This is a genomic window from Methylobacterium sp. PvP105 (genome assembly GCF_017876975.1).
In the GTDB taxonomy this organism is placed as follows: Bacteria; Pseudomonadota; Alphaproteobacteria; order Rhizobiales; family Beijerinckiaceae; genus Methylobacterium; species Methylobacterium radiotolerans.
Genome location: NZ_JAGIPA010000001.1, coordinates 6,483,833 through 6,494,975, shown reverse-complemented (window position 1 = coordinate 6,494,975; position 11,143 = coordinate 6,483,833). Strand labels below are relative to the sequence as shown.

Annotated in this window: 9 protein-coding genes; 4 read left to right on the top strand and 5 right to left on the bottom strand. The window is 70.6% G+C overall.

Features of this window, described 5'->3' with window-relative positions; translation table 11 throughout:
- Window positions 1-37: 37 nt before the first annotated feature.
- The 3 genes from J3A75_RS31555 to J3A75_RS31545 are packed head-to-tail and all read right to left on the bottom strand — an operon-like array spanning window position 38 to window position 2,675.
- Entirely contained in the window at window positions 38-523 is a 486-nt protein-coding gene (locus J3A75_RS31555; RefSeq protein ID WP_071000270.1) for a Mov34/MPN/PAD-1 family protein, read from the bottom strand.
- Window positions 520-2,238, bottom strand: coding sequence for a ThiF family adenylyltransferase (locus tag J3A75_RS31550; protein ID WP_159392778.1), 1,719 nt, complete (start codon window positions 2,236-2,238; stop codon window positions 520-522). The genes J3A75_RS31555 and J3A75_RS31550 overlap by 4 nt, the downstream gene beginning before the upstream one ends.
- Before the next feature lie 2 nt (window positions 2,239-2,240).
- Entirely contained in the window at window positions 2,241-2,675 is a 435-nt protein-coding gene (locus J3A75_RS31545; RefSeq protein WP_127992122.1) for a hypothetical protein, read from the bottom strand.
- Between the two features lie 92 nt (window positions 2,676-2,767).
- Here J3A75_RS31545 and J3A75_RS31540 point away from each other — a divergent pair, with 92 nt between their 5' ends.
- Together J3A75_RS31540 and J3A75_RS31535 are read left to right on the top strand one after the other, a co-directional pair.
- A complete protein-coding gene (locus J3A75_RS31540; protein WP_071000268.1) occupies window positions 2,768-3,715 on the top strand; it encodes a transcriptional regulator in 948 nt (315 codons plus the stop codon).
- A 197-nt stretch (window positions 3,716-3,912) separates the two neighbouring features.
- Window positions 3,913-4,146 (top strand): hypothetical protein, encoded by a 234-nt coding sequence (locus tag J3A75_RS31535; RefSeq protein ID WP_052516965.1) that lies wholly within the window; start codon window positions 3,913-3,915, stop codon window positions 4,144-4,146.
- Window positions 4,147-4,406: 260 nt separating this feature from the next.
- On the opposite strand, the gene J3A75_RS36740 is transcribed toward J3A75_RS31535, so the two are convergent.
- Window positions 4,407-4,841, bottom strand: coding sequence for an HAD-IC family P-type ATPase (locus J3A75_RS36740; protein WP_043074868.1), 435 nt, complete (start codon window positions 4,839-4,841; stop codon window positions 4,407-4,409).
- 593 nt (window positions 4,842-5,434) lie between these two features.
- Between J3A75_RS36740 and J3A75_RS31525 the strand changes: the two genes are divergently transcribed.
- Complete coding sequence (locus J3A75_RS31525) at window positions 5,435-8,017, top strand: PAS domain S-box protein (protein ID WP_052516963.1); 2,583 nt, start codon at window positions 5,435-5,437, stop codon at window positions 8,015-8,017.
- Window positions 8,014-8,397 (top strand): response regulator, encoded by a 384-nt coding sequence (locus J3A75_RS31520; protein WP_043074867.1) that lies wholly within the window; start codon window positions 8,014-8,016, stop codon window positions 8,395-8,397. The genes J3A75_RS31525 and J3A75_RS31520 overlap by 4 nt, the downstream gene beginning before the upstream one ends.
- Before the next feature lie 42 nt (window positions 8,398-8,439).
- Here the strand turns inward: J3A75_RS31520 and J3A75_RS31515 are convergent, their stop codons facing one another.
- Window positions 8,440-10,890: a PAS domain-containing protein gene (locus J3A75_RS31515; RefSeq protein WP_043074866.1), complete on the bottom strand. Its 2,451-nt coding sequence runs from the start codon at window positions 10,888-10,890 to the stop codon at window positions 8,440-8,442.
- Window positions 10,891-11,143: the final 253 nt, after the last annotated feature.

Genomic DNA, 11,143 nt, shown 5'->3' with positions numbered 1-11,143 from the left:
CCCGGCCGGCGCGGAGGACCCGGATCGCCATGGCCCGCTACGGCGTCACCTCGTCGACGACCTCGACCCCGACGGGGGCGACGCCCCTTGGCCGCCGGGCGCCGGGTGCCAGCCTCCAGGCTCCGGCGCGCCAACCGTCCGCCCCGCGGAACAGGATCATCATGGCCGGGTCGGGACAACCCAAGGGGGTGAAGCCAGCCAGCTTCGCCAGGGTCGCGACGTCCAACCGGCTCAACGCGGCGTCCGTGGCGTCCGGATGGGAATGCCAGTCCGCCAGGAACGCCACGTCGCCGCCACGGTCCGCGAGATCGCGGATCCGGCGATTCTGCCAGTCGTGGTCGACTTCGAGCCAGGTCCGGGCCCGGCGCGCGCCGGGCCCGGACCCGATGACGTGGCGTACGAACCGGTCGCCGCGGCCGTCCCGCGATCCGAGCAGGATCCCGCCCTCCTCGTGCGGCAGGGCCGCGTCGGCCGCCGCGACGCAAAGTTCGAGAAGGCGTTGGGGGATGGCGAGACGGGTCAACCGCAGGCGCAGGCCGGATGGCGTTCGAATGGATCGAAGCGCCAGGCGGGCCTCCGGTCCTCGCCGACGAAGTTCAATGTCTCGACGAACGACGTCGCCGGCGCCGCGCGGAGGGTTCGGACCGCGACGCGCACCGCGTGCATCGACAGCTCGCCCAGGTCGTGCGAGGCTCCGGAGAAGGTCGCGTCGGCGCAACCGGGCAACCGAACCGCGTGCGCGTCCCCCCGCTCGCCGGACGGCCGCGCGATGGCGCCGGACCCGTATTGGTGGAGCAGGCAGTTCGGGCAGCCACCCCCGGGCGCGAAACATGCCACGACGCCGCCGGTGAACGCCGCCGTGCCGTAGGCGGAAATCAGCGGCGCACCCATGCTCCCGGCATGTCGGGCGAGGAGCCGCTCGACCTCGAACGAGGTGCTGCAGTCGACGACGAGATCGGCCTGGTTGAGGGCGGCGACGAACTCGCCCCCCTCCCCCTCGGCCGTCCGGAAGTCGAGGTTGCCGATCGGCATTCGGGCGACCGCCGTCCGCGTGGCCGCATGGTTGGCCGCGATGAAGTCGGCGAGGGCGTCGACCTTGAAGCGTCCCCATGCCGACTCGCCGAGCGGCCAGCGCACGGCATTGCCCGGCGTGACGATGTCCAAGTCGGCCATCGCGATCGAACGCGCCCCGTTGCGCGCTAGGTCGAGGGCGACCGGGGCGCCGACGGCGCCGAGGCCGACGATCGCGATCCGCTTCCCCGCGATGACGCCTGCGGACGGGGAGCGTGAGCGGCGGTCGTCCAACCCCGCCCGCAACGTCCGGGCCGTGCCGGAATGGATCTGGTCCGCGCGGCCGTGCTCGAACGCCCGCCGGCTGCCCGTGCGGACCAGGAGGATCCAGGACAGGCCGCGCTCGCCGTGCGTGATCTCGGTCCTGCACGCCACGGCCGCGATGCGGGCGCGCAGACTGTCGGCGAGCGGGATCAGCCCTGTCGTGCCGGTGCCGGGCGACACGGCGCCGAACACGCGTTCGTATTCGTCCGGCTGGGGTTCCTCGTCGAGCAGTCGCCACGGGACACGGATCGAACGCGCTGCGGAGAACTCCAGGGGAAGCGGACCGGCGTTCCGGGCGATCTCGCCGCCGCCGCCGTCCAGGACCCCTTCCACGAACGCTCGCAGCGCGGGGGGGCGGCCGGGCACCACCCCGACCCGCAAGGCCAACGTGCCGCAGGTATGGGTGCCCAATTCCCATCCCGACTCGATCACGAAGGCCGAGCCCGGCACGGCGAGCGCCGCCCACCAATCCTCCATGGGCTCGGCCACCGGCTCGCCGTCGGGGGTGCCGTCCAGGATCATCGGCAGCCGATCCTCGATGTAGGATGCGACCGACGTCTCCGGCTGCCAGGCATGCCGGTCGTGCGCCAGGAAACAGAGGTTGCCGTTCACCGGGTTGCAGTGGTTGCGCGGGCGATCCTCGACCCGCAGCATCCGGATCTCGGGTCGCGTCAGGGGAAAGCCGGGCGGGTAGATGATCGCCAGCGGAAGCGTGCGGCCCCGATGGTCCCACTCGTATCGGACGACCAGGAATCCGGGCGGCGCGGTCTCGCGGCCGGCGCCGGTCACGCGCCCCCGCTCGCGCAGCCGGGCGAGCTCCCAGGTGAAACGGTCCGGCCAGGCCGCCCCGCACGGCGTGTCGCCGCCGACGGGGCCGCCCGACCGGGCCATGGGAGCCGGCACGCTCATCCGACGCGACGCGGGGGGACCACCGGCGGGTTCCCGGGGCCGGGCGCGGGGGGAGCGGCCGGCGGCACGGGCTGACCGCCATGGGCGGGCGGGCAATCGCCGCCGTTCAGGGCATCGCGAATGTCGCGGTCGTCCTCGGCGATCCGCCGCTCGTCGGCGGCGATCGCCGCGTGCGCCTTCGTGGCGGCGTCCTCCTGGATGACGCGACGGCGCGCGAGCTCGGCCATCTCGGCGTCGATCCGCGCCGTCTCCGAACGGGCGTCCAACTCGATCGCGCGCTGCCGCTCGATGTCGGTCGCCGCCTCGACGATGTCCGCCGCATCGTGCTGGATCCGATCCTGCTTGTTTCCGTCCTGCATCGCCGCTCCTTTCGCCTCGCCGCCTGTGTCACCTATGTCCGGATGACGCCGCCTCGCGCCGGTCGCCGGCATCCTTCCGTCGGTCGCCGCGCGAGAATCGGCGACCCGTCTAGTCCATAGATGGGTATTGTTGCTATACCCGTCAAGTGAGCGGAGGGGTAGACATGGCCGAGCCGGAGCGGCGCGTCTGGGCGAGGAACGTCCGATACGAGTTCATGGAATGGAAGCTGTTCTGGGAAGGGCAGCTCAACCGCAGCGACCTGGAGGCGGCCTTCGACATCTCGACGCCGCAGGCCTCGGTCGACCTCAAGAATTACCGCGGCCTGGCGGAGGGCAACGTCGAGTACGACTCCACGGCGAAGTCGTTCGTGCCCGGCGCCGCGATCCGGCCCCGGTTCCTCGTGCCGTCGGCGGACAGGCTCCTGCTGCAGCTCCGGGCGCTGATGTCCGGGGCCCTCCCCCGGGACGTCGTGTGGTTCAAGACCTTGCCGGCGATCGACATGGCGCCGGACGTCGCGAGGCACGTGGATCCGGAGTGCCTCCGGCTGATCCTCGGCGCGATGCGGTCGCGCAGCGCCCTGCGGATCCGCTACCAGTCGCTGACGAACTCGCGTTGGCGGGTCATCGCGCCGCACGCGCTCGCCTTCGACGGTGCGCGGTGGCACGTGCGCGCCTGGGCTTGCGACCACAAGGATTTCCGGGACTTCGTCCTGAGCCGGATCGACGAGTTCGGGGGGGCGGAGGCCGCCAGCTACGAGCCCGCCGACGACGTCGAGTGGCACACGACGATCACCTTGAGGGTGCTGCCGCATCCCGGGCTGACGGACGACCAGCGCCGGGCGATCGAGCGCGACTACGGGATGGTCGACGGCGCCAGGGAGGTGGAGGTGCGTCTGTCGATGGCCTTCTACTTCATCAAGCGCCACAACCTGGACCTGATCGACCTGCCGCCGGAGCGGGTCCAGTTGCGCCTGGAAAACCTCGCCGAGGTCGGCCTGCGGGTCGCCGCGGCGAAGGAGGAGACCCGCAGGCGGGTCATCCCGTCCGGCGGCGGCGGTCCCGCAGACGGTTTGAGCCATGCCGCGGACCCGTGGGATTCAAGCCCGGCATGAACCTTCCGAATGCATCATGCACTGGGACGCGTCGATTCCGTGGATCCTGCCAACGCCCCCGGCCCCGGAATATGCTTTCGCGCGCAGAGTTCCGCGCCACTATGCCAAGAGTTTCCTCACGCAAGATTTTTGACTTCAAGCCCTTCCGAGGGTTCGTGATATCGAGCGGGGCGTAGGCTTCGGCTCGACAAAGCGCCATGGTGGCTCGCGCCCGGCTGATCTCGCTGGCGCTGCTGGCCTACTTGCTCACGCCTGTGGAAGGCGAGGCCGCCGGCCGCGCCGACGCGGCCTACGGCGGCTTCTGCATCGTTGCGGCCATCTTCCGGCTCCGCGTCTTCGAGGGCCATCGCCGAGACCGGTGTGACGTAACCCGCGGCTTGGTGTGCCTGCCCGGCGGTACCCTCAACCTGTTCGCTCCGCGCGGTTCGTAGGCCGCCGGGCTGCCGGCCCACAGCGCCGCGGCTGGCGCGACCATGGACAGTCCCCGCCGATGATGCCGGCGCCTGGTCAGCGAGGCGCCCTGGTCGCATGGGGGCCATGGATGGCAGCTCCGGGTGGGCCGCCGGTCAGATTCGTGCGCGCAGAAGCTGCAGAGCGTTGCCCGTCACCGGAACGGTCGCCCCGGTGTCGGCCAGGATCGCCGGCAACAGGCCGGTTATGCCGACGATGGTCGTCACCAGGAAAACCAGCTTCAGGCCGATGGCGATATCCGCCCGGATGTTGCCGAGCGTCTAACGGGCGAGCGCGACCATGCGGGCCACGTCCGCGGCCCGTCCGTGCAGGATCGCGGCATCGGTGGTCTCCTACGCGACGTCCGTGCCGCCACCCATGCGATCCCGACATCGGCGGCCGCCAGCGCCGGGGCGTCGTTGATGTCATCGCCGACCTTCGCCACGACGGCGCCCGCGCCCTGGAGCTCGCGCACGATGCGCAGCTCGTCCTCCGGCAGGAGCTCGGCCCGGGCCCCGATGCCGAGCGCGCTGGCGACGGCCTGGGCCGTGCGGGCATTATCGCCGGTCAGCATGATGGCGCCTGCGCACGCGGCCGCGACGCTGTCAGCTGCATCGACGGCATGAACCTGAAAGATGCTCTTGGCCAGATGGATGCCGACAGTGGTGATCTCCATGGGGATGGCTCCTGCACCTGCGTGGCTGCGGATTCGGTAGCAACCACATCTTGGCACCGACATGCCGTCAGTCGGAGCGGGAGCCATCCACTCCATCTGCTTCCGGGAGGCTGCCGGCTTCATCTGACTTCCGGCACTCGCCGCAAAGCCGAACGACAGGTTTCGCGCGCCCGGCGATCCGCTATGGCGTAGTCTCGCCAAAAGCCGTCGGTCTGCTTCGGAGAGGCCACGCCGGACAAGCGGACCAACCTCTATCGACCCAACACGGTGGTGCGGGTGTCCACCGGAGCATCCCAAAAGCAGCCATCCGCGGGCCACATGGCAACTCCGACGTGGATCAGAGAGCCATCGTAAAGCGCTGAACCGAACGCCGCAGTGACGTTGCGATGGCCCTTCGCTATCAGCGCGCTCAAAGGACGACATTATTCGCCGGGGGGCGGGCGTAGTTTTAAATGAACAACGATCTGCATGGCCTCTCGCGCGAGGAACTTGAGGCAGAGGTCCTGCGCCTTCGGGCGGAGCGAGGCGAGCGGACCGCTCACGGCGCAGAAGCGTTCAGCCGGCGTGACCACTCTCCTGTATCTGATGCCGACGTGCTGTTCTCCGCCGTCGACAAGACCGGCCTGCCGATGATCCTCACGGATCCCAACCAGGACGACGACCCCATCGTCTTCACCAACCGCGCCTTCCTCGACCTCACGGATTACGGGATCGACGAGGTCGTCGGTCGCAACTGCCGGTTCCTCCAGGGTCCGGCCACCGAGCCCAACCACGTCGACGAGATCCGCGCGGCGTTGCGCGACAACCGCGACCTCACCATCGAGATCACCAACCATCGCCGGGACGGCACGCCCTTCGTCAACGCCCTGTTCATCGGACCCGTCTTCGACGGCGAGGGCCGCCTGCGCTACCGCTTCGGCAGCCAGATCGACGTCACCGAGGCGCACCGCAACCGGCGCCGTCTCGCCGAGAGCGAGGCGCGCCAGCGCGCGATCTTCGACAGTGCGAGCGAGATGGCCATCGTCGTCACGGATGCCGCGGGCAAGGTGACCGACTGGAACGTCGGGGCGGAACGCATCCTGGGCTGGAATGCCGAAGAGATGCGCGGGCAGACCATCGAGCGGATCTTCACGCCCGAGGATAGGGCGACGGGTCGAGCCCGGGAAGAGATGGCTCTCGTCCTCGACGAGGGGCATGCCGAGGACATGCGCTGGCATCTGCGCAAGGACGGCGGCCGGTTCTACGCGGTCGGCGACATGACCTCGCTGCGGGGGCTCGACGGGACGCACCAGGGTTTCGTCAAGGCGTTCAGCGACCGCACGCAGGAGCGCAACGCCGCCACGAAGGAACAGGCCGACGCCGAGTTCATGCGCAGCGTCCTGGCGTCGTCCGCCGACTGCATCAAGGTGCTCGACCTCGACGGCGGCCTGACCTTCATGAGCGAGGGCGGCCGGAAGGTGATGGAGGTCAGCGACTTCAATCACATCAAGGGCTGCCCATGGCCGAGCTTCTGGCAGGGCCGGGGGAACGCCGATGCGCTCGCGGCGCTGGCAGCGGCCCGGGACGGGCGGATCGGTCACTTCCAGGGGCGCGCGGACACCTTCCTCGGTAACGCCAAGTGGTGGGACGTCCAGGTGACGCCGATCTTCGGCCCCGACGGGCGGCCGGAGCGGATCCTGTCCGTGTCGCGCGACATCACCGAGCGGCGGTCGTTCGAGGAGCGCCTCGCGACGAGCGAGGCCCATTGGCGCGGCCTGTTCGAGCGCCTGAGCGAAGGCTTCGTCGTCGGTGAGGTCGTGCGCGACACGACCGGGCGCATCACGGATTGGCGCTATGTCGACGTCAACTCCGCCTGGGGCCGTCTCGTCGGCATCGCCCCGGCCGACGTCGTCGGCCGCACGGTCCGCGAGGTGATCCCCGGCGTGGAGGACGCCTGGGTCGACGAGTTCGCCGACGTGGTCGAGACCGGGGAGCCCGTAACGTTCGTCCGGCAGGTCGGCACCCTGGCGCGGTGGTACGAGGGCCGGGCCTTCCCGCTCGGGAGCGGGCGCTTCGGCGTGATCTTCATGGAGGTGACGGAGCGAGTGCAGGCCGATGCCCGGCGCAGCGGCCTCCTGGAGTTCGGGGAGCGGCTGCGGAGCGCCATCGGCACCGACGCGATCGCGATGGCGGCCTCCGCCATCCTCGGGCGTGTGCTCGGAGTCGGTCGGGTGGGCTACGGCACCGTCGGCCCCGACGGCGAGGGCTTCGTGGTCGAGGAGGACTGGACCGCTCCCGACTTCCCGACGCTCGCCGGCCGCTACCGCATGGACGATTACGGCCTCTACGCCGAGGACCTCCGGCAGGGGCGGACGGTCGTCATCGGCGACGTGCGCGAGGACCCGCGAACCGCCGCTTCCGCCGCGACCTTGGAGGCGGTCTCCGCGCGAACGCTGGTCAACGTGCCCATCGTCGAGAAGGGCCGGACGGTGGCGGTGCTGTACGTGAACGACGACCGTCCGCGCTCCTGGGGGGAACCGGAGGTCGCGTTCATCCGCCAGATCGCAGAGCTGACCCGCCAGGCCGTCGAGCGGCGGCGCGCGGAAGAGCGGCAGGACCTGCTGAACCACGAACTCTCCCACCGCCTCAAGAACACGATGGCGATGGTCGTGAGCATCGCGCACCAGACGCTGCGCTCCGTGTCGGAGCGCGGACCGGTCGAGGCTTTCGAGAAGCGCATCCAGGCGCTGGCCTCGGCCCACGACCTGTTGCTGCGCAAGGACTGGACGGCCGCCGACCTGCGAAGCGTCTGCCGGGAGGTTCTGGGCACCGCGGCCGAGGCGCGCCGCTTCACGCTCGATGGCCCCGACGTGGCGCTCGGCCCCAGTGCCGCGCTGTCGGCGTCGCTGCTCCTCCATGAACTGGCGACCAACGCGGCCAAGTACGGCAGCTTGTCCGGCGAGGAGGGCGAGGTCAAGGTGCGGTGGTGGATCGACGGCGATGCGGGAGAGCCGGGGTTGGTGCTGCGGTGGCGCGAGCACGGCGGCCCTCCCGTGGTGGCCCCGACGCGGCGCGGCTTCGGATCGCGCCTGATCCGGACCGGCCTGGTGGGAACGGGCGAGGTCGACGTGACCTATCATACCGAGGGGCTCGTGGCGGCGATGCGTGCGCCGCTGGTCGAGGTGCAGCGTCTATGACAGCGAGACAGCCGGACGGAGCGAACCCGAAGCCGGTCGTGCTGGTGCTCCAGGACGAGCCGATCCTGGCGGGGATCATGAGGGACTTCGTCGAGGAGGCGGGATGCGAGGCCGTCGTTGTCCGCACCGCCGAGGCGGCGGTCCGCACCCTGGAGGGGCGGACGGACATCCGGGTCGTGTTCGCGGACCTCGACGTTCGCGGCTCGACCACGGGGCTGAAGCTGGTGGCGATGATCCGCGACCGGTGGCCGCCCATCGAGCTGGTCCTGACGGGCGCCCTGGCACCGGACCTCGACGCCATCCCGGCGCGGGGCGTGTTCTGCGACAAGCCCTTTCGGGAGAACAAGGTCATCTCCGCCATCCGTGGCTTCGCCGCCTGAGCGCGAAAGCTGCGCCCTCCCGGGGCGTCGCTTCACCCGGGCCTATCGCGGGCCGGTCTCCGACCGTCCCGGTACCGCCCGGAAGGCCTCGGCGACTTGCGCGGCCGAGTAGGGCTTGCGCACGAGGTCGAAGCCGTGCGTGCCCTCCCGGGCCATCACGTCGCTGTAGCCGGACGTGAGGATGATGGGCAGGTCCGGCAGCATCGCCCGGATGCGGTGGGCCATCGCGATGCCGCCCATCCCCGGCATCACCACGTCGGAGAACACCGCGTCGAACCGGTCCGGGTCGCGCTCGATCTCGGAGAGGGCCTCCTCGCCGTTCCTTGCCCAGACCGTGGAATGCCCGAGCTCCTCCAGGATCTGCGTGCAGGTCCGCCCGACATCGAGGTTGTCCTCGACGACGAGGATGCGCAGCGCCCGGCCATCGGACGCCGCCGTTTGCGTGTCCGGTGCCTCGGCGGCGGGGGCGTCGGCTTGGGGCAGGTACAGGGTGAAGGCCGTTTCGCGGCCAGGGACGCTGGCGACGTCGACGTCGCCGCCGGACTGCTTGGCGAAGCCGATGACCTGGCTGAGTCCGAGGCCGGTCCCCTTGCCGATGCCCTTGGTGGTGAAGAACGGCTCGAAGATGTGGGGGAGCGTCGCCGGGGGGATGCCCGTACCCTGGTCGATGACGGAGACCGCGACGAACGGCCCGCGCGTGCCGGCGTGCCCGCGGATCTCGGGCAGGCTCCGCCGGCATTCGAGCCGCAGCGTCAGCGTGCCCTCGCCGTCCATCGCGTCCCGGGCGTTGACCGCCATGTTAATCAGCGCCGTGTCGAACTGGGTCGGGTCGGCGAAGACGTGGCAGGTCGCCGTCGGGACCTCGACGACGACCCGGATGCGGGCCCCGGTGACCGATGACAGCATGTCGGCGGTCGAGGCGATGCGCGCGCCGACGTCGAACGTCTCGGGCATCAACGACTGACGGCGGGCGAAGGCGAGGAGCTGGCCCGTGAGCTTGGCGGCCCGGTCGACGGTGTCGGACACCGCGTCCATGTAGCGCCGCCGCCGCTCCTCCGGCAGGTCGGGCTTGCGCAGCAGGTCCATAGACGAGCGGATGATCGTCAGCAGGTTGTTGAAGTCGTGGGCGACGCCGCCGGTCAACTGCCCGACGGCCTCCATCTTCTGGGCTTGGCGCAGGGCTTCCTCTGCCTTGGCGAGCTGCTCCAGGTCGCGCAGCCGCTGGGTCACGTCGGTCGCGTACTGGAAGGCGCCGATGCGTCGGCCGTCCGCGTCGCGCAGCGGGGTGAAGGCGAGTTCGTAGTAGGGCCGCTTGCGGTCGGGGTCGCCGAACTCCTCGACCAGCGTGAAGGCATCGTCCGTCAGCGCCCGGGACCAGACGGCCCGCGCCTGGGCCTGCTGGTCGGGGGCGTGCGAGAGCAGGCCGATCAGGTCGTCGCCGACCTGGGGCCGGATGCCGTAGATGGCCTCGAACTCGTCGGCGTAGGCCCGGTTGAGGGCGAGCAGCCGGAACTCCGGGTCGAGGGCGCAGACGAGGGCGTCGGTGATCTCGAACACGTCCGCCCAGAGCTTGCGCTGGGCGAGCGCCTCCTCGATGCGACGCTCCAGGTGCGCGTTGAGCTCGCGCAGGTCGCGCTCGGCGAGCTTGCGGTCGTGGATGTCCTCGACGACGCCGTACCAGGAGACGATGGCACCGGTCCCGTCCCGGCGCGGCTGGGCGCGGGCGCGCATCCAGCGGTACTCGCCTGTCGAGCCCATGCGCAGGCGGTAATCGACGTCGACCGTGTCGCCCGAGGCGAGGCAGGCCGTGAAGACCGTGACCGTCGACGGGATGTCTTCGGGATGGACCGCCTTGATCCAGCCGGACCCGTAGGGCTCGCGCGGCCCCTGGCCGGTCAGGGTCAGCCACCGATTCGAGAACGAGGTGACGTTCCCTTCCGGGTCGCAGGTCCAGGGCACCTGCGGGTTCAGCTCGACCGTGTGCCGGTAGTGGTCCTCGCTCTCCCGGAGCGCCGCCTCGCCGACGACGCGGGCGGTCGTCTCCGCGGTGACGCAGAACAGGCCCGCGATCCGACCGTCCTCGTCGAAGGCGGGCGAGTAGGTGAAGGACCACCAACCCCGCTCCGGCCTGCCGTCGCGCGAGAGGTCGAGCGGCATGTCGGTGACGGTTGTGCCCTCGCCGGCCAGCGTCGTGGCGACGAGCGGGCCGATCTCGTCCCAGATGCTGGCCCAGACCTCCCGGAAAGGACGTCCCAGCGCCGTGTCCCCGCGGTAGCCAAGGATCGGCCGGTACGCGTCGTTGAAGAAGCACAGGAGATCGGGCCCCCAAGCGAGAAACATCGCCGTGGGGCACGCGAGCATCTGCGCCAGCGTGCCCTTGAGCGCCGGCGACCAGGTCCCGGGCAGTCCGAGCGAAGTGCTCGACCATTCGCGCTTACGGATCTCGGCGCCGGTGACACCGCCGGAGGGGAGGAACTGGAACGGGTCGATCACGCCGGGTCGGACCCCGCTATCGCGGCGCGGCGGGCATTCCGGCAAGGGCTCGTTCCTCGGCGGCGGAAGTCGCCGCCGGGAGCGGGCGAGCGGAAGATCGATAGGAGTGGCCACATGCGGCGGCTATCGCCCGTGATGGTGGGCCGGGCAATCGGACGGCCTGTCACGCCTTGCCACCAGCAGTTGGTGCAGGTTCGTCGCCTTCTTGACCCCTCCCGCCCTGGTTCGGATCGGGCGGAGGCAGGTGCGGCGG

Bases quoted from the DNA above. Each gene is read 5' to 3' on its own strand.
- J3A75_RS36740 (WP_043074868.1), bottom strand. From the start codon at position 4,841: ATGGAGATCACCACTGTCGGCATCCATCTGGCCAAGAGCATCTTTCAG.
- J3A75_RS31520 (WP_043074867.1), top strand. From the start codon at position 8,014: ATGACAGCGAGACAGCCGGACGGAGCGAACCCGAAGCCGGTCGTGCTG.
- J3A75_RS31540 (WP_071000268.1), top strand. From the start codon at position 2,768: ATGGCCGAGCCGGAGCGGCGCGTCTGGGCGAGGAACGTCCGATACGAG.
- J3A75_RS31535 (WP_052516965.1), top strand. From the start codon at position 3,913: ATGGTGGCTCGCGCCCGGCTGATCTCGCTGGCGCTGCTGGCCTACTTG.
- J3A75_RS31545 (WP_127992122.1), bottom strand. From the start codon at position 2,675: ATGCCGGCGACCGGCGCGAGGCGGCGTCATCCGGACATAGGTGACACA.